Source organism: Planomonospora alba (assembly GCF_039534085.1).
GTDB lineage: Bacteria > Actinomycetota > Actinomycetes > Streptosporangiales > Streptosporangiaceae > Planomonospora_B > Planomonospora_B alba.
The window spans coordinates 1-17,865 of record NZ_BAAAUT010000093.1 but is presented as its reverse complement, the minus strand read 5'-3'; the positions used below and the strand labels follow the sequence as shown (position 1 = coordinate 17,865).

The 17,865-nt window shown below is 74.4% G+C and carries 18 protein-coding genes; 11 read left to right on the top strand and 7 right to left on the bottom strand.

Annotation, left to right across the window (positions count from 1 at the left end; translation table 11 throughout):
- Both ABD823_RS32755 and ABD823_RS32750 read left to right on the top strand, forming a co-directional pair.
- Positions 1-1,695, top strand: a 1,695-nt coding sequence (locus ABD823_RS32755) for a helix-turn-helix transcriptional regulator (protein WP_344866522.1), incomplete at its 5' end; no start/stop codon positions are given.
- A 12-nt stretch (positions 1,696-1,707) separates the two neighbouring features.
- Complete coding sequence (locus ABD823_RS32750) at positions 1,708-2,049, top strand: anti-sigma factor (RefSeq protein WP_344866521.1); 342 nt, start codon at positions 1,708-1,710, stop codon at positions 2,047-2,049.
- On the opposite strand, the gene ABD823_RS32745 is transcribed toward ABD823_RS32750, so the two are convergent.
- From ABD823_RS32745 to ABD823_RS32735, 3 genes are all read right to left on the bottom strand, one after another.
- Complete coding sequence (locus tag ABD823_RS32745; protein WP_344866520.1) at positions 2,031-2,423, bottom strand: DUF1330 domain-containing protein; 393 nt, start codon at positions 2,421-2,423, stop codon at positions 2,031-2,033. The two genes, ABD823_RS32750 and ABD823_RS32745, sit on opposite strands and share 19 nt — an antisense overlap.
- A 61-nt stretch (positions 2,424-2,484) precedes the next feature.
- Positions 2,485-2,853 (bottom strand): nuclear transport factor 2 family protein, encoded by a 369-nt coding sequence (locus ABD823_RS32740; protein ID WP_344866518.1) that lies wholly within the window; start codon positions 2,851-2,853, stop codon positions 2,485-2,487.
- 254 nt (positions 2,854-3,107) lie between these two features.
- The gene (locus tag ABD823_RS32735) at positions 3,108-3,758 is read right to left on the bottom strand and encodes a CHAP domain-containing protein (RefSeq protein ID WP_344866516.1); all 651 of its coding nucleotides are present in this window, start codon (positions 3,756-3,758) and stop codon (positions 3,108-3,110) included.
- Between the two features lie 467 nt (positions 3,759-4,225).
- Here ABD823_RS32735 and ABD823_RS32730 point away from each other — a divergent pair, with 467 nt between their 5' ends.
- The 4 genes from ABD823_RS32730 (at position 4,226) to ABD823_RS32715 (ending at position 8,637) form a co-directional block, all read left to right on the top strand.
- Positions 4,226-4,426, top strand: a complete 201-nt coding sequence (locus ABD823_RS32730) for a hypothetical protein (protein WP_344866514.1) — start codon at positions 4,226-4,228, stop codon at positions 4,424-4,426.
- A gap of 383 nt (positions 4,427-4,809) precedes the next feature.
- Complete coding sequence (locus ABD823_RS32725; RefSeq protein ID WP_344866512.1) at positions 4,810-6,177, top strand: hypothetical protein; 1,368 nt, start codon at positions 4,810-4,812, stop codon at positions 6,175-6,177.
- Positions 6,178-6,338: 161 nt separating this feature from the next.
- Positions 6,339-7,040: a class I SAM-dependent DNA methyltransferase gene (locus ABD823_RS32720; protein WP_344866510.1), complete on the top strand. Its 702-nt coding sequence runs from the start codon at positions 6,339-6,341 to the stop codon at positions 7,038-7,040.
- Positions 7,030-8,637 (top strand): ATP-binding SpoIIE family protein phosphatase, encoded by a 1,608-nt coding sequence (locus ABD823_RS32715; RefSeq protein ID WP_344866509.1) that lies wholly within the window; start codon positions 7,030-7,032, stop codon positions 8,635-8,637. Before ABD823_RS32720 ends, ABD823_RS32715 begins: the two co-directional genes overlap by 11 nt.
- 131 nt (positions 8,638-8,768) lie before the next feature.
- Here the strand turns inward: ABD823_RS32715 and ABD823_RS32710 are convergent, their stop codons facing one another.
- On the bottom strand, positions 8,769-9,017 hold the full coding sequence (locus ABD823_RS32710; protein WP_344866508.1) for a hypothetical protein: 249 nt from the start codon (positions 9,015-9,017) through the stop codon (positions 8,769-8,771).
- A 607-nt stretch (positions 9,018-9,624) separates the two neighbouring features.
- Between ABD823_RS32710 and ABD823_RS32705 the strand changes: the two genes are divergently transcribed.
- On the top strand, positions 9,625-11,931 hold the full coding sequence (locus ABD823_RS32705; protein ID WP_344866506.1) for a chemotaxis protein CheW: 2,307 nt from the start codon (positions 9,625-9,627) through the stop codon (positions 11,929-11,931).
- Between the two features lies 1 nt (position 11,932).
- Complete coding sequence (locus ABD823_RS32700; RefSeq protein WP_344866504.1) at positions 11,933-12,412, top strand: chemotaxis protein CheW; 480 nt, start codon at positions 11,933-11,935, stop codon at positions 12,410-12,412.
- A gap of 129 nt (positions 12,413-12,541) precedes the next feature.
- Here the strand turns inward: ABD823_RS32700 and ABD823_RS32695 are convergent, their stop codons facing one another.
- A complete protein-coding gene (locus ABD823_RS32695; protein ID WP_344866502.1) occupies positions 12,542-13,330 on the bottom strand; it encodes an arginase family protein in 789 nt (262 codons plus the stop codon).
- A 291-nt stretch (positions 13,331-13,621) separates the two neighbouring features.
- Here ABD823_RS32695 and ABD823_RS32690 point away from each other — a divergent pair, with 291 nt between their 5' ends.
- Positions 13,622-14,281, top strand: coding sequence for a class I SAM-dependent methyltransferase (locus ABD823_RS32690; RefSeq protein WP_344866500.1), 660 nt, complete (start codon positions 13,622-13,624; stop codon positions 14,279-14,281).
- Positions 14,282-14,317: 36 nt separating this feature from the next.
- On the opposite strand, the gene ABD823_RS32685 is transcribed toward ABD823_RS32690, so the two are convergent.
- Positions 14,318-14,845, bottom strand: coding sequence for a hypothetical protein (locus tag ABD823_RS32685; RefSeq protein ID WP_344866498.1), 528 nt, complete (start codon positions 14,843-14,845; stop codon positions 14,318-14,320).
- 103 nt (positions 14,846-14,948) lie between these two features.
- Complete coding sequence (locus ABD823_RS32680) at positions 14,949-16,010, bottom strand: helix-turn-helix transcriptional regulator (RefSeq protein WP_344866496.1); 1,062 nt, start codon at positions 16,008-16,010, stop codon at positions 14,949-14,951.
- Positions 16,011-16,192: 182 nt separating this feature from the next.
- Between ABD823_RS32680 and ABD823_RS32675 the strand changes: the two genes are divergently transcribed.
- Together ABD823_RS32675 and ABD823_RS32670 are read left to right on the top strand one after the other, a co-directional pair.
- Positions 16,193-16,654: a VOC family protein gene (locus ABD823_RS32675; protein ID WP_344866494.1), complete on the top strand. Its 462-nt coding sequence runs from the start codon at positions 16,193-16,195 to the stop codon at positions 16,652-16,654.
- Positions 16,655-16,744: 90 nt separating this feature from the next.
- A complete protein-coding gene (locus ABD823_RS32670; protein ID WP_344866492.1) occupies positions 16,745-17,719 on the top strand; it encodes an NAD(P)/FAD-dependent oxidoreductase in 975 nt (324 codons plus the stop codon).
- Positions 17,720-17,865: the final 146 nt, after the last annotated feature.

Below are 17,865 nucleotides of genomic sequence, written 5' to 3'. Positions count from 1 at the left end.
GACGGCCGGGCGTGGCACCTGGTGGCCGCCGCCGCCGGAGCCGACGAGGAGGTCGCGGCCGAGCTGGAGCGGGCCGCCGCCCGCGCCCGCGAGCGCAGCGGCCACGAGGCGGCCGCGGCGGCGTACGAACGGGCCGCCCGCCTGAGCGCCGAACCCGCCGCCCGCGCCCGCCGCGAGGCCCTGGCGGCGGAGGCGGCGCTGGAGGCGGGTGACCTGGAGCGCGCCAGGGCCCGCGGGGACCGCGCCGCCCGGTGGCCGGACGGGGCCCCGGCGGTGAACGCGCGGATCGCCCAGGTGCGGGCGCTGGCGGACTTCTGGCAGGGCTCCTACTCCGCGGCCCACCGGTCGCTGCTCGACGGCGCCGGGCTCGTCCGCGACACCGATCCGGGCCAGGCCGCCGCGCTGCTGATCCAGGCCGTCCACACCTCCTGGTACCTGGGAGAACGGCAGCTCGCGGCGACGCTGGAACGGCTGGCCGCGCTGCCGCTGGACGACGCGGACCCGCTCGCGCCGGTGGGCCCCTACCTCGCCCATCTCGACCGGGGCCGCCGCGAGCGGCCGCCGCCGCTGGGCGACGTCCTCGCGGCGGTGCGGCGGCGGGGCCGGGTCCCCGACCAGGTGGTGGCGATCCTGTGCGGGGCGGCGCTCGCGCTGGGCCAGGACGCCGACGCCTACGAGCCGGCGGCCGGGCTCGCCGCCGGGCACCGCGCCCGGGGCGGTGCCGGGCGGCTGCCGACGGTGCTGTTCTTCATGGCCGAGGGCGAGGTGTTCGCCGGACGGCACCTGGACGCGCTCGCCACGGCGACCGAGGCCCTCGGACTGGCCCGCGACACCGGCCAGGGGCAGTGGGTCAGCCAGTTCGCCGGCGTGCTCGCCCACCTCGACGCGCTCAAGGGGGAGGAGGCGGCCTGCCGGCGCAACGCCGAGCGGGGGCTGGCGGGGACCGCCGCCGGGGCCATGTCCCCCGGCGCGCCGTGGGCGCACTGGTCGCTCGGGCTGCTGGAGCTCGGCCTGGGCCGCGCCGAGGCGGCACTCGCCCGCTTCGAGCGCCTGACCCGCGAGCCGATGCGCCACCACATCTGCGCCACCCGCTCCACTCCCGACCTGGTGGAGTCGGCCGTGCGGGTGGGCGCGCCGGAACGCGCCGCCGAGCCTCTGGCGCGCTTCGAGCGGTGGGCCGGGTCGGTGGGGCGGCCGTGGGCCGAGGCGCTCGTGCTGCGCTGCCGCGGGCTGCTCGCCGCCGACGACCGGGCCGAGGAGTTCTACACGGCGGCTCTCGAACTGCACGACCGGGACGGCCGCGCCCCGGAGTACGCCAGGACCGCGCTGCTGTACGGCGAGTGGCTGCGCAGGGCCCGGCGGAAGGCCGAGGCGCGCGGGTCGCTGAACGCCGCCCTGGAGGTCTTCGACCGGCTCGGCATGCGGCCGTGGGCCGAGCGCGCCCGCGGCGAGCTCACCGCGACCGGCGCCCGGGACCGGGGCCCCGGTCCCGCCGGGGGCGCGGCCGCCGGCCTGACCCCGCAGGAGCTGCAGATCGCCCGGCTCGCCGCGCAGGGCCTGTCCAACCGCGACATCGCCGCGCGGCTCTTCCTCAGCCACCGGACGGTCGGCTACCACCTCTACAAGGCCTATCCCAAGCTCGGCGTCGCCTCCCGGGGCGAGCTCGCGGGCCTCGCCGATCTGCTGGGGCTGTGACATCCTGTCCAGGTGATCATTCCGGAACGGGTGCTGCCCGGGCAGATGCTCTCCGTGGACGTCGACCGGGTCCCGCCGGTCGTGCTGGGGCCCGGCGTCCTCGTGCGGGCGCTCCCGGGCATGCCGGGGATCCGGACGTGGGTGATCGACATCGCCCCGGGCGCCGAATGGCCGGACCTCGACGTCCACGGCACCTACGGCGAGGCGTACTTCGTCGTGAGCGGCGAGGTCATCGAGGGCGACCGCACCCACGGCCCGGGCGCCTACGTCGCCTTCGGCCCGCGGACGAGCCACCGGCCCCGCACGGAGACCGGTGTGCGCGCCTTCGGCTTCAACTACGACGTCACCGGCTGACGCCCGGCCACGACGTCACCGCCTGGCGCGGGTCGGAGCGCCTCCCTGAGCGCGGCGGCCTTCGTGGCCGGGTCGTAGCCGGGCCCGACGCCTTCGACGATGACCAGATCGCCCTCCAGGTGGTCCGTCCGCAGCGGCAGGATCTCCTGGTAGGCGGCCGACCCGTACCAGTCCCGCGCGTCCTTCCCCGACGGGAACTCCAGCATGACGACGTCCCCGGGCCACCGGCCCTCGCGGACGTCCAGCGCTCCCCCGTGGACGAGGAAGCGGCCGGAGAACGGGTCCATCGTCGCCTGGATCCTCTCCATGTACTCCAGCACCTGCGGGTGGAGCCTGTCCGGGTCGCGGAGATGCGCGATCACGTAGGCGGTCACTGTTCCTCCTGGCGTTGCGTGGACGGGGCGGGGCGGGCCGGTCGCCCGCCCCGGGGGTGTTTCAGACTCCGGCCGGCACCTTGTCGAGGAAGCCGAGCACCTGGCCGATCCGCCCGTCGTCGCCGATGACCACGACGTCGAAGCCGACGGCGACCGGCTCGGCGCCCTCGGGTCCCAGGTGCCAGGTGAACCGCGCGATGTCGTGGTGGGCGTCCACGGCGCCGCCGAGGCTGAAGACCAGCCCGCCGAACCGCCCCTGGACCGCCGCGATGGTGGCGTCGAGCCCGTCCCTGCCCCGGACGGAGACCAGCGGGTCGGTGTACACCGCGTCGTCGGCGAGGACCTCCGCCAGGACGGCCTGCCGCGCGGCCGCGTCGGTCTCGTTCCAGGCGGCGAGGTAGCGCTGGACCAGCTCGTTGATGTCGCTCATGTCTGTCTCCTCGGTGGTCGTGTTCCGGCTGCGGTCACCACGGTAGGGAGACGGGGACGGCGGGGAATCTGTCGCGCTTAGGTATTCCGCCCCGGTACGCCCGTCCGCGGTCCCGGTACGCCGCCGGGCCCGCACGGGCGCGGCGGGCCTCCTCGGCCGCCGGTCCCCGAGCACGGCGGAAAGGGGAAGGGGCACGGCGCCTGCCGTGCCCCTTCCCCTCGTCCCGTCCTGCGCGCGGCCCGCGGGCCGCGGCCTCAGGAGGCGTACTGCGGGTAGCCGTAGCCGGTGACCTGGGACTTCGGCCGCACCCGCTCCTCGACCTTGCCGTTGCCGGTGTTGCCCTCGATGGTGGAGACGGTGCCGTCGCCGTTGTCCTTCTTGACCAGGCCGACGTGGTCGATGCCGGACAGGTCGTCGCCCTGCTCCCAGTCGAAGAAGACGACCGCGCCCGGGGTGGCCTTGGTGCCCCAGTTGTCGTTGGCCTTGAACCACTCGGCGTAGGTGACGGTGTAGGCGTCCCAGCCGACGGTCTTGCGCATGCCGGTCTGCTCGCCGACCCAGGAGACGAACATCGCGCACCAGGGGGCGTTGGCGTAGGCCTTGACGCTGCCGCCGTCGCGCTCGATGGTCTCCTGCGCCCGCTGCGACTTCATGTACCACTTGTGGAACTTGGTGCCGCCGCCGGAGGCGTTCTCCTCCACGCCGACCTGCTTCTCGGCGAACTTCAGCAGCTCACCGGCCGTCACCTGCGGCTGCTGGGCCTGCTGGGCCTGCTGCGGGGCCGGGGCGGGGGCCTGCGGCGCGGTGTCGGCGTGGGCCGCACCGGCGGTCAGGGCGACGCCGGCGGTCAGGGCCAGGCCCAGGGCGGTGGTCAGGACGCGGGTGCCGGTGGTGGTGGAGGTCATGGGAAGAAGAGATCCTTCGTCAGGGGTCAGGTCGTCCCTCGGCCGGAGGGGTGGTGCTCGGGTCTTTCAGGCCGTTGCGACCGTTGTCCGGCCGTCTTCCTCCAGTAAGCCGTCCGAAAGTGGCGCTCAAAGTGCACAAAAGGTGCAGGCCGGTTGCAGGCCCTGAGAAGCCTTCAGAAAATCCACGATCATGCCGATAGGCGCGTTTCATCCCTTCGCCGGGCCGGCGGCCCGGAGCGTCGGGGGAGGCATTCCGGCGCGGCGGCGCCGCACACCCCGACCAGAACATGATGAAAAGCCGGGAAATGTACGGATTATCGGTTGGGGTGGCGGCGGGGGTGCCGCACGGAGAACGTCGAATCTTTTTCGCGACGCGCCGGGCCGACTGCCCATCGGAGATTCGCTAATTCGATATAACTGCAGGCATGAGTGGAAGCAAACGCGGACCTGATCCGAAGTGGGGACCTGTGAAGCAGCACCCCTTGCGGGTGCCCGTCGACCTTCTCGGGGACATCAAGGCATCCGCCCAGCAGCGCGGATGTTCGGTGAACGAGTACATCGTCACGGTGCTCGCCCGCGAGCACGACTACGTCCTGGCCCCTCCGCCGCGACCGGTGGCACAGGAGCCGCTCCCACTCATCGAGGGACGGCAGCACGCCGCAGCGTGAACTTTACTTTCTCCTGACGGAAGGAGCCCCTGAGGGGTTAAAGTAAGGCCGCTTGGAAAAGGCGGCCACAAATGCGGAAGCCCCCGCGCTGAAGGCCTCACAAACCATGCGCAGGGACTTCCCCCATAGACACCAGAGGTTCCACGTGCCAGAGACTCGGGCTTGAGTCTCGTCTGCGGCATGTGTGTCTTCTGGTCTTTCACACCTGGAGACCACCATAGACGATGAGTCCCCGGGTCGGCCAGTCATACCCGGAAAACGAACTTTCCGCGTGTCCCGACCCGCCCCCTGTCATACCGGATTTTCCCGTTCTCATGTCCCCCCTTCGTAAAGCCAATCCCCTCCGCGTCCCCCTGGAGTCCCTTCTGGAGGACGGCGCCCTCATGGTGACGCCGTCCCTCGCGCTCTGGCTCGCCGTCGTGGCGGCCGACCCCGACATGCCCGTCCGCCGTGCCGACTGGCGGCGCAACGCGGAGAACACGGCCCGGGAGCTCACCCGGCGGGTCGGCGCCGACATGGTCACCTCCCCGCAGTGGGGCGGGACCTGGAAGGGGCTGATCGAGGCGCTCGGCGTCTCCCGCAGCACGCTCAACAACCTGCTGCGCTGGTTCAAGGAAAAGGGCTACGTGCGGGTGCTCGCCACCGGCTCGACCATCGTCACCCGGCGCCACCTGTGGCTCGGCCGTACGCGCCAGATCGGCGACGGGTTCGGCAACCTCGCCGCCGAGTACGTGCTGACCGTCCCGCGCGCGGCGCTCGCCGCCCTGCGGCTGCCCGTGGAGGAGCTGGCGGCCCTGGCCGAGCGCCCGGACGAGTTCGCCGACCCCGTCGAGGGGCCCCGGGTCGTCACCCAGGACGAGTGGCGGGAGGCGCCCTGGCCTGTGGAAACGCTTCCCGCCCCGCCTGTGGACAGAAGTTGCACCCCTTACGGGCGTCTGTATGTACTAAAGAAGTACCTCCTTCCAACGCGCACGCGCGAGAAAAGCGGACGACCTGCGCAGATTTCGCAGAAACCGGAAAACCCTGACACTCCACCGGTCCGGTCGCACCCGGCACCCGAGAGCATCTGGCCGAACACCGCCACGCCGGAGACCCGCAAGCAGCGACTCCTGGCCTGCCGGAGGCTCCGCGCCGAGAACATGACGCTGCGCGGCCTGTCGGAGCGCCACCTGCGCTCGCTGCTGCGCGTCCCGTTCTCCCTCGGCGCCACCCTCGCCGACGTCAAGTACATGATCGACCACCGCCCGGACGGCACGCCCTGGCTGTACGACGACAAGCCCCACCACCTCGCCGGCTGGCTCAGATACCGGCTGGCGCCGTGGATCGGCGAGGACGGCACGCTGAGGGCGCCGCTGCCCTCCCGGGCGGCGGCCGAGGCCCACCGCAGGCATCTGGCCAGGCAGGCCGCGCGCCGGCAGGAGGCGGCCCGCCTGCGCGCCGAGCGCGCCGACCCCGACCCGGACCTGGTCGCCGAGACGCGGGCCAGGCTCGCCGCCGTCCGCCGCAGCTGCGCCGAACGGCGGGAGGCCGAGGCCGCCGAGGCGATCTACCGGATCCCGCGCACCCGGCCCCGGCTGTCGCCCAAGGAGGACCCGCTCCCGCAGGACGAGGTCTCCCGGCACCGCGCGTCCATCGCCCGGGCGGTCGCGAAGGCCGCCGACCTCGCCGCGCGCAAGCGGGCGGAGGCGGCCGCGCGGGTCCGGCAGGCGTATCAGCGGACGAACCTCGCGAACGGCGTGGCACCGGCATGAACCACGAATGCCGCGACGATTGTAAATCTACCGTGTAAAGGATGCGGGTATGGACGACCCCCGGCCTGAATGGGCCATTTCATCGGGAATCGGTTGACTCACGAACCATGATCCACTATCTGTGTGACGTCAGCGATTCCCGAGAGGTCCGAGGTGCGAAAATGGCCGAGTCAGACCCGGCGCCCACCGCGGCAGGCGCCGCGCCCGACCTGACCCGCCAGGAGTTCCGCGCCCTGCAGGCCGCCGCCTTCGACCGCATCGGCGAGCGCTACGACGAGGCCTTCCCGCACAAGGAGGGCCAGGAGCAGGCCGTCACCTGGCTGCTGCAGCGGCTGCGGCCCGGCGCCCGCGTCCTCGACGCGGGCTGCGGCACCGGCCTGCCCAGCGCCCGTCGGCTCGCCGACGCCGGGATGGCCGTCACCGGCGTCGACATCTCCCCCGTCATGCTCGACCTGGCCCGCAGGAACGTCCCCGAAGCCCGCTTCCTGGAGATGGACCTGCTCGACCTCGGCGAGGAGACCGGCGGCCTCGGCGGCCCCTTCGACGCCGCCGTCGCGTTCTTCTGCCTGCTGATGCTCCCCCGCCGCGACATCGGGCCCGCCCTGCGCCGCCTGCACGGCCTGCTGGTCCCCGGCGGCCTGCTGACCCTGTCCATGGTCGAGATCGACATGGACGACGTCGGCTTCCAGTTCCTCGGCGCCCCCGTGCGCGTCACCGGATACCTCCGCGACGACCTGCGCGCCGTGGTCGAGGAGGCGGGCTTCGAGGTGCAGTACACCGACGCCATCTCCTACGCGCCGGCCACCACCCAGGCCCCGCCGGAGGTCCAGCTCTTCCTCGGCTGCCAGCGCCGTGGCGGTTGACGTGGCGGCCGAGCCCGGGCAGGGGAGCCGCCTGCCGCCGGGACCGCCCCGCCCGCCCGACCTGGCGTTCCTGCGCGCGGCCACCGTGCGGCTGACCGGGGCCCACGGGCCCGCCGGCGCCGCGCGGCTGCTCTGCGAGGAACTCGTGCCGCGCCTGGCCGACACCGCCCGCGTCTACCTCAGCGATCCGGAGGGCGAGGGGCGCCCGCCCCGGCACCACCCGGTCGCCGTCCGCACCGTCGCGGCCCCCGGCGACGGCGGCGCCCCGGAGACCGGCGCCCCGGAGACGGAGGCCCACCCCGCCGGACCGGGCCCCGGCCCGTTCCCCGCGACCGGCGGGGCCGGCACCCGCACGCTCGCCGTACCGCTGGAGGCCTGCGGGCGGCGGCTGGGCGGCGCGATCCTGACCCGCGGCCCCGGCCGCCCGCCGTTCGACGACAGCGCGGTCCTGCTCGCCGGCCAGCTCACCGCCGTCGCGGCGCTCGCCGTCCACCACGCCCAGGTGGAGCTCTCCCACGCCGCCATCACCGACGTCGTACGGCAGAGCCTGCGCCCGGAGCCGCCGCCCCCGCCGCCCGGCGTCGAGATCGCCCACCGCTACCGCCCCGGCGACCGGCGCATGCTCGTCGGCGGCGACTGGTTCGACGTCATCCCGCTCTCCGGCTGCCGGGTCGCCCTGGTCGTCGGCGACGTCATGGGCCACGGCCTGCAGGCCGCCGCGCTCATGGCCCAGCTGCGCACCTCGGTGCAGACCCTCGCCGCCCTGGAGCTCCCGCCCGACCAGGTGCTGCGCTCGCTGGACGACATCGCCCGGCGGCTGGCCGGCGAGTCCATCACCACCTGCCTGTACGCGGTCTACGACCCGGTCGTGCGGCGCTGCGGCATCGCCAGCGCCGGCCACCTGCCGCCCATCCTGGTGCACCGGGACGGCCGTGCCGAGCTGCTCGGCCTGGAGGCGTCCACCGGGCTGCCGATCGGCCTGGGCCGTCCTCCGATCGAGACCACCGAGATCGCCGCCGACGACGACAGCATGCTGATCCTCTACACCGACGGCCTGGTGGAGCGCCGCGACCACGACATCGACAACCGCCTGGAGCGGCTGCGCGCCACGGCCGGCGCCGCCGGCGGCCCGCTGGAGAAGCTCTGCGACGTCCTGCTCGACCGGGCCGGCGGCACCGACGACGACGTGACCCTGCTCGTGGCGCGCTTCCGCGGCATCCCCAGCGAGCACGTCGCGGGCTGGTTCCTGGAGCCGCACAGCCGCACCCCCGGCCAGGTCCGGGCGCTGGTCCGCCGGACCCTGCAGGACTGGGGGCTGTCCGGGATCAGCTGGCGGGTCGAACTGGCCGCCGGCGAGCTGGTCGCCAACGCCTGCCGGCACGCCACCCGGCTCATCTCGGTCCGCCTGGTGCTGACCGACGTCGTGCTGTTCGAGGTCGGCGACGACGACCACCGGCTCCCGGTGCTGCGCTCCCCGGGCGAGCTCGACGAGCAGGGGCGCGGCCTGCACATCGTGGCGGACCTCGCCGAGCGCTGGGGCTCCACCCGGGTGGCGGGCGGCAAGACCGTCTGGTTCACCGTGCAGCCGTCGCCCTGAGCGGCCGGTCGGGCGGCGCGGAAAAGGAAGAAGGTGTGCGACCCTCAGACCTTTACATTGTAAAGACGTGAGGATCGCACACCTTCTCCGGTGTCCCCGTGCCGGACCTCCCGGCCCGGCACGGACCGCGCTCAGCCGTACAGCTCGGCCACCAGGGCCCCCGCCCAGCGCATGCGCGCGGCCGCGGCCTCGGGGCGCTCCCCGAACTCGTGGGCCAGCGCCGCGGCGCAGCCCCGCTCCCCGCCGTGCCGCACCAGCGCCTGGGCGATCGCCGCGTCGGCGGACGCGCGGTCCAGGAAGGCGGAGGCGGACACGGGCGCCAGGGCGAGCGCCTCGGCCCGCACGGTGTTGGTCATCGTCTCGGTGCTCATCGTGCTCATCGGATCGTCGTCTCCTCGTCCGTCCGGTGTCGCGGTGCCCATGTCGTGGCGGTGGTGGCGACGGCCCCGCAGGTCCGTCGCGTCGGGGCCCGGTCCGTGCCGGGGTGCGGGCCGCGCCGCCCCCCTCGCCCGGCCGGGAGGTGGTGTGTGCCCGGTTCCTGCGGCGGGGCATCGCCACAGGAACCGGGCACGTCCAAAAGGTGGGGCGTCGGCTACCGGGGCCGCGTCGGCGCCGGGACGCCCCACGATCGGGTCCGCGCGGGCGCGGGCGGACGGGCGGGCAGATCGGGATCCGCGGCGGAGAACCTGGGGGTGCGGCGCGTACGGCGCATCGTGTGTCCCTTCCGTGGTGCCCGGGTCTTCCCCGCCTGCGGCGTCCCTGCCGCTGCGGGCGACGGCCGCCGGGGGCGGTCGTCGCGGGCTCGAACCCGAGGCTCGACGTCCCCTGATCGGCGGCCGGGCGGCTCTTCTGAGGGAAACCCGGCAAAGGCCGCCGGGGAGGCGGGTTTCCCGTCCCGCGTCTTCCTCAGGTGCCGTGGGCGGGCGCCGATGGAGAGGCTGCGTGGGCCGACGCAAAGGCCGCGTATGAGAGAGGGAGAGGAACGTCGTGGACGAGTTGGGTGACATCATCCAGGAGTTCCTGGTCGAGAGTCACGAGAACCTGGACCAACTGGATCGGGACCTGGTGGCCTTGGAGCAGGACCCCGGCTCCAGGGAGATGCTCTCCAGCATTTTCCGGACGATCCACACAATCAAGGGCACGAGTGGGTTTCTGGCGTTCCACCGGCTGGAGACGCTGACCCACGCGGGCGAGTCGCTGCTGTCCCGGCTGCGGGACGGCGCGCAGAACCTGAACCCGCAGAGCGCGGACGCGCTGCTGGCGATGGTGGACACCGTGCGCAGGCTGCTCAGCAGCATCGAGGAGAACGGCAACGAGGGCGACGTCGACGTCGACCCCGTCATCGCCCAGGTGGCGGCCTGCATCGAGGACCCCGCCGCGCCCCGGCCCGGGCCTGCGAAGGCCGCCGAGGCCCCCGCGGCTCCGGCCGCCGGGAGCGCGCCCGCACCCGCGCCCGCGGCGGACGAGCCCGCCGGCGCGGGCACCGCGACCCCCGCGGCCGGAGCGGCCGAGGCCGTCGCCGCGGCGGCGCCCGCCGAGCCCGCCACCTCCGTGGCGAAGGTCCTCGCCAAGGCGGCCCCGGCCGAGCCCGCCCACCCGGAGGAGACCTCCGTCCACGCCAAGCGCAGCATCGCCGACAGCTCCATCCGGGTGGACGTCGACCTGCTCGACAGCCTGATGCGGCTGGTCGGTGAGCTGGTGCTGACCCGCAACCAGATCGTCCGCGGTGTCAACGAGATCTCCGACCCGGCGCTGGCGCGCACCGCCCAGCGGCTGAACCTCATCACCAGCGAGCTGCAGGAGAGCGTCATGAAGACGCGCATGCAGCCCATCGAGCACATCTGGTCGAAGCTGCCCCGGGTCGTGCGCGACCTCAGCGGCTCGCTCGGCAAGCAGGTGAAGCTGGCGATGGAGGGCAAGGAGACCGAGCTCGACCGCAGCCTGCTGGAGGCCGTCAAGGACCCGCTGACGCACCTGGTGCGCAACGCGGTCGACCACGGCGTCGAGACCCCCGAGGAGCGCGTCGCCAACGGCAAGCCCGCGCAGGGCACCCTGACGCTGCGCGCCTACCACGAGGGGGGGCACGTCATCGTGGAGATCACCGATGACGGCGCCGGCATCGACGTGGAGCGGGTCGCGCAGACGGCGCTGGAGCGCGGGGTCGTCTCCCGCGACCAGCTCGCCCGGATGGACTCCCGCGAGGTCATCGCGCTGGTCTTCCAGCCCGGTTTCTCCACCGCGAAGAAGGTCACCAACGTCTCCGGCCGCGGCGTCGGCATGGACGTGGTCAAGACCAACATCGAGCAGATCGGCGGCACCGTCGACGTGGACTCGACGCTGGGCTCCGGCACCACCTGGCGGCTGACCATCCCGCTCACCCTGGCGATCATCCAGGCCCTGACCGTGGAGTGCGGCGACGAGCGCTACGCCATCCAGCAGGTCGGCGTGGACGAGCTGGTGTTCGTGGACGGCCAGTCCGGCCAGACGATCGAGCACGTGTCGGGCGCGCCGGTCTACCGGCTGCGCGGCAAGCTGCTGCCGCTGGTGCGCCTGGACGAGACGCTGGGGCTGCCGGTCCGCAACAGCGACCGCGACGTCTACATCGCGGTGCTGCAGGCCGACGGCCGCCGGTTCGGCCTGGTCGTCGACCGGGTCCTCAACACCGAGGAGATCGTGGTCAAGCCGCTCAGCGGGCGGATGAAGGACGTCGGCGTGTACGCCGGCTCCACCATCGTCGGCGACGGCAAGGTCGCGCTGATCCTCGACATCGCGGCGCTGGCCCGCCGCGCGCACCTGGCGGCCGAGGCCGTCGAGCGCGCCCAGATCGACCTGCCCGGCACCCGCGCCCAGGACAGCCGGATCGAGCGCCTGCTCATCGCCGGCATCGGGGAGCGCCGGGTGGCGATCCCGCTGGACATGGTCACCCGCCTGGAGGAGTTCCCGGTGGAGCGGATCGAGCGGGTCGGCAGCCGGGAGGTCGTCCAGTACCGCGACCACATCCTGCCGGTCGTCCGGCTGGCGTCGCTGCTGGGCTGCTACGACGTCGAGGAGGGCGAGACCGTGCCCGCGGTGGTCTACACCGAGCGGGGGCGGAGCGTCGCCCTGGTCGTGCAGCAGATCGTCGACATCGTCGAGGACCACATCGAGGCCCGCAGCGACCTCGACGACGACGGCCTGACCGGCTCCGCGGTGATCCAGCAGCGCGTGACCGAGCTGCTCGACGTACGGCGTGCGATCCTCGCCGCCGACCCGCGGTTCTACACGGAGATGCCCGAAACCATGGTGGGAGCCTGAGATGCCCAGTCGCCAGTACGCCACCTTCGAGGTGGCAGATCAGCTCTTCGGGGTCGACGTGGCCCAGGTGCAGGAGGTCCTGCGCTTCCACGAGTACACCCGAGTCCCGCTGGCGCCGACCTCGGTCGGCGGCCTGTTCAACCTGCGCGGTCAGGTCATCGACGCGGTGGACCTGCGGGTCCAGCTCGGCCTGCCGTCCCGGGACCTGAGCGTCCCGGCGATGAACGTCATCGTCTCGGTCGACGACGAGTGGGTGAGCCTGCTCGTGGACCGGATCGGTGAGGTCATCGAGCTCGACGACGAGGCCTTCGAGCCGCCGCCGGACACGCTCGCGGGCGCCTACCGGCACCTGATCGTCGGCACGTTCAAGCTGCAGGACCGGCTGATGCTGGCCCTGGACGCGCGGCGCGCGGCCGACACGACCGTGCCGGTCCCGGCCCAGCACTCCACCGACGAGGGGCGGCTGGCCCGCAGCGCCTGACCCGGCGCGACCGCACGACGGCGGGGCGCGGGTGCACCTGAGGGTGCGCCCGCGCCCCGCCGCCTTTCCTCCGCGGGTCCTTTCGCGCGAAAGGGCCCGCGGCACCGCGGGCGGGCCCCGGATGGCCGGTCATCGCACGGCGTCGACGAGCGCCGGGACGAGAGAGGCCAGGGTCTCCTCGTCGCGTGGGTCTGCGGGCTGGTACTCGGTGATGCCGAGGCCAGCGACGGTGCTGCGGGCGGCGAGGCCGCGGACGGCCGCGAGCAGCGCGTCCGGCGTGACGCCACCGGGTTCGGGAAAGCCGACCGATCCGAACTCGGCGGGGTCGAGGACGTCCAGATCGATGTGGACGTAGACGGCGGGTGTGCGGACGCTCTCGGCGAGCCCGGTCAGTTCGGCGGCGGGGACGTGCCGGATGCCGTGCGCCGCGACGAACTCGTGTTCGGCCGGGTCCAGGGCCCGCGCGCCCGCCAGGACGACCTGGTCGGGGCGGATCGCCCGTCTCGGCGACAGGCCGGGCGGGCCCTCGCCGAGCAGGGCGCGCAGCACCATTCCGTGGAAGGCCCGGGACGGCGAGGACGCGGGGGAGTTCAGATCGCCGTGCGCATCGAACCAGACCACCGTCAGCCGGTCACCGTGGATTTCGGCGGCGCGTTCGACCGGGGCCAACTCGACGCCGCAGTCGCCGCCGACGACGATCGTCGGTGAATCGTCGTCCAGCACGGCACGGGCGGCCTCGAGGTTGGCGCGCAGCACGTCGAGCGCGCGCACTCCGGCCGCCTCCCCGCCGGCGTGGCCGGCCACCGGGACGCGGAGGCCGGTGGGAACGAGCGCGGCGAGCCGCGCGGCGCCGTCCGCCAGCAGCCGGGCGCGGGGAGAGGACGAACCCTGCCACTGCGGGATCTCGATCGCCGTCATGGGTCTCCTGCGAGGGTGGAGTCCCCCCGGTCCAGCCGTGGGGAGGAGGTCGACAGGTTCACGTACTCGGCGGGAGCGGAGCCGGTGGCCCGCCCCTCCTCGCATTTTGCCATCCCGGCAATGGCATTTGCACATTTGCCTTCTCCGTCGGCACCATGGGGGCGGACCGGGGCACGCACTTGAGGAAGCGTGCGCGGTCCGTCGGCGGGGCGGGTCCGGCGGAGCCGGCGGCCCGTGGCCGCGGCGGAGGCGCCGGCGGCGCAGAGATCATCGCGAACGGGGAGGACGGCCATGGCGCACGGGTTCGACAAGGACTACTGGGAGCGGCACTGGCGGCAGGAGCGCTCCGGGGGCCCCGGGTCCATGGGCGGCAACCCGCCGAACCCGTACCTCGCCCGGGAGGTCGGCGGCCTGGCGCCGGGCACGGCGCTGGACGCGGGGTGCGGCGGAGGCGCCGAGGCGATCTGGCTCGCCTCCCGCGGCTGGCACGTCACCGCGGCCGACATCTCGTCCGAGGCCCTCGCCCGCGCCGCCGGGCGCGCGGCGGCGAGCGGGGCCGCCGGGCGCGTGCGGTGGGTCGAGGCGGATCTGGGCGTCTGGAGCCCGCAGGAGCGGTTCGACCTGGTCATGACCCACTACGCCCACCCGGCGATGCCGCAGCTGGAGTTCTACGACCGCCTCGCCGGGTGGGTGGCTCCCGGCGGCACGCTGCTCATCGTGGGGCATCTGAGCACCCCGGACGCCACCGACCACGGGCACGACCACGGGCACGGGCACGGGCACCACCCTCCCGCCGAGGCGTCGGTCACCTCCGCGGCGGTCACCGCGCGCCTCGACGGCACGGAGTGGGAGATCGTCACCGCCGAGGAGCACCTGCGCGCGCTCACCGGCCCCGGGGGCCGGGCGGTCCCCCTCCACGACGTCGTCGTGCGCGCCACCCGGCGCCGGTGACCTGCCCCGCCGGGGCGGCGGGCGGCCGGGGCGGCGTCAGTTGGCGCAGTCCTGCTCGTTGAGGATCAGGCCCAGCTGGGTGATCCTGCGGTCCGACAGGACGAAGACGTAGTGGGCCTCGCGGTTGCGCGGGGCCGGGGCGTAGAGGAAGCCGCTCTCCGCCCGCCGCACGTCGGGATAGGCCCTTCTGAGCTGCTTGCGGGTGGAGCCGATCCCGATGCCCCGGGGGGTCCTGACGCGCTGGTCGACGAGGATGGCGGCCACGCCGTACCGCCTGGAGACGAGCACGTCGGGTCCGTTGCGGGAGGTCTGGCGCGTCCTGTAGTCCCAGGCCGAGCACTGCCCCTGGGACGCCTCGCGCCTGATCTTGCCGGTCGCCCGGGCCTGCGCGGCGGTCATCCCGAGCTTCACGCCGCGGTAACCGAACGGGCCCAGCGTGCCCTTCGGCTTGGCGGCCTGCGCGGGTGCGCCGGCGGCCAGGGCGGGTGCGCCGGTCAGGAGCATCCCGCCGGCGAGTGCCGCCAGCGCCGGGCGGATCAGGCGGCGGGCGAGTGCGTGTCTCATCGTGTCCCCCGTAGTCGTGGTCGAACGGCCCGATCGTGTCCGGTGGACCAGGGGGAGCAGGCCGGATGCCGTTCCGTTTATGCAGGTTAAGCGGTGCATGCGGTCAGGAGCGGGCGCCGGGCCGGTGTGTCGCGGCTCCCGCCTCCTGCGCGTCCGCCTCCTGCGGGGCCGGTGCCGGCGGGACCGCCTCCTGCGGGGCCGCCGCGCCGGCCGACAGCAGCCTCTCCGCCAGCACACGGCAGCGCCCGCGGAGCTCCGGGGGGTCGAGCACCTCGAAGTCGTGCCCCAGCAGCAGCACGTGCATGAGCACGAAGTCGAGGCTGCCGGCGCCGCTGAGCACCTCGCACGCCTCGCTCCCCCGCCGCCGTACGACGGCCGCCGACGCCGGGATCTGCGCGCGCACCGTGTCGGCCGGCGCGTGCACCAGGAAACGCGCCCGGTGCGGGTAGACCCGGCTCGCCACGCCCTCCTGCACGTACGCCGCGGCGTCGGGCACCGCGCGCGGGCGGAAGCGCCAGGTCCGTGCGGACACGCCGGTCATCCGGTCGACGCGGAAGCTGCGCCAGCCGTCGCGGTCGAGGTCGTAGGCGAGCAGGTACCAGCGCCGGTCGGAGGCGACCAGGCGGTAGGGCTCCACCCGCCGCCACCGCACCCCGCCCCCGGACGGGTAGCCGAAGCCCGCCTCGACCTCGTCGCGGCAGGCTCTGGCCAGCGTCATGAGCACCCCGGGGTCGACCGGCGTGCGGCCTCCGCCGAAGGACTCCACCGAGCCGGAGAGCGCGCGCACCTCCTCCCGCAGCCGGACGGGCAGCACCCGGTCGAGCTTGGTCAGCGCCCGCAGCGCGGCGTCCCCTGCGCCGGCGACGCCGCCGCCCGCGCCGGCGAGCAGCGAGACCACGGTGGCGATCGCCTCCTCGTCGTCGAGGAGCAGCGGCGGCAGGTCCTGCCCCGGGCCGAGCCGGTAGCCGCCGCCGACCCCCTGCTCGGCGTGGACCGGGTAGCCGAGCGCGCGCAGCCGCTCGACGTCGCGCCGTACCGTGCGCGGCGTGACCCCGAGCCGGTCGGCGAGCTCGGGGCCGGTCCACGTCTGGCGCTGCTGCAGCAGCCCGAGCAGGGTGAGCACCCGCTCCGTCGTGCCCAGCCCGTCACCGCTCGCTCCGGCCATGCCGCCATGCTGCCACGGATAGCGGACCGATCCTGTCCGCCGGAGGTGTCAGAGTGGCTGCGCGGACGCAGGCGGGCCCGGCCGGCCGGACGCAGGAGAGCCCCGGTCCGGGCTACGGCCCGGCCTGCGGCCCCCGCACGAGATCCGCACACGAGACCTGCTGCTGCGAACGGAGCGAACCGATGAGCCGCCACGTCCAGATCACCTTCGACGCCCACGACCCGCGGGCGCTGTCGTCCTTCTGGCGCGACGTCCTGGGCTACGTCCACCCCGCCCCGCCCGGGGTCGACCTGCCCGAGGGCGCCGACCCGCTGGCCGCGTGGGACGACTTCCTCGCGCGGGCGGGCGTGCCGGAGGAGGAGCGCAACGCTAGCTCGGCCCTCGAGGACCCGGACGGGCGCGGGCCGCGGCTGTTCTTCCAGCGGGTGCCGGAGGGCAAGACCGCCAAGAACCGCGTCCACCTCGACGTCCGTGCGGCTCCCGGACTGCGGGGCGAGGAGCGGATGGCGACGCTGGAGGCCGAGTGCGACCGGCTCGTCGCGCTGGGGGCGACGCGGGTGCGCCGCCACGAGCCCGCTCCCCCGATGAGCGCCGGCTTCATCGTGATGGCCGATCCCGAGGGCAACGAGTTCTGCCTGGACTGACGCGGCCGGCCGCCGCTGCTTTGCCGTATCGGCAAATAAGTTTGCGAACACCGCCGGTCGATCCGCATAGTCTCCGCGGAGGTGGTCGACATGACCGATCAGTTGAGAGACGGCTACGACGTGGTGGTGGTCGGCGGCGGCGCCGCCGGGTTGAGCGGGGCCCTGATGCTGGCCCGGGCACGGCGGTCGGTGGTGGTGATCGACGCGGGCGCCCCGCGGAACGCCCCGGCGGAGGGCGTGCACGCGCTGCTGGCCAGGGACGGGATGCCCCCGGCGGAGCTGCTGGAGCGCGGGCGGGCGGAGGTGCGCCGCTACGGCGGCCACGTGGTGACAGGGCAGGTCGTCGGCGCGGATCGCGGCGGCGAGGGGTTCACCGTGGCGCTGGCCGGCGGCGGGTCCGTCCGGGCGCGCCGGCTGCTGGTGACCACCGGCCTGGTCGACGAGCTGCCGGACGTGCCGGGGCTGCGGGACCGGTGGGGCCGGGACGTGGTGCACTGCCCGTACTGCCACGGCTGGGAGGTCCGCGACCGGGCCATCGGCGTGCTGGCCTCCGGGCCGCTCTCGGTCCACCAGGCGCTGCTGTTCCGGCAGTGGAGCGCCGACGTCACGTTCTTCTCCCACACCATGCCGGCGCCGGACGGCGAGCAGGCCGAGCAGCTGGCCGCCCGCGGCATCGCGGTGGTCCGCGGCGAGGTGGCGTCGCTGGAGATCTCCGACGACCGCCTGACCGGGGTACGGCTGGCCGACGGCACGCTGGTCGGACGCGAGGTGCTGGCGGTCGCGCCGCGGGCGGCGGTGCGCGCCGGCTTCCTGGAAGGACTCGGGCTGCGGCCGACGGCGCATCCGGCGGGGGCGGGCGAGCACGTCCCCGCCGACCCGACCGGCCGTACCGCGGTGCCCGGCGTGTGGGTCGCCGGCAACGTCACCGACCCGTCCGCCGCGAACGGCTGCGCCGCCGCGGCGGGCGCCGCAGCGGCGGCCCAGATCAACGCCGACCTGGTCGCCGAGGAGATCCGCGAGGCCGCCGCCGCCCGCCGGAGCCTGTCCCCGGCCGGATCCGTGTGACGGCGCCTCCGGCCGCCGGAGGTCCCGCCGGGGGCGGCGGGACCCCCGGCGGGACCCCCGGCGGGGTGGCCGTGCGGCGGATCCGGCGCCGCCGCGGTGCCCGGGCCCCGCGGGCCGGTTCAGGCTGCGGTGCCGACCTCGGCGGC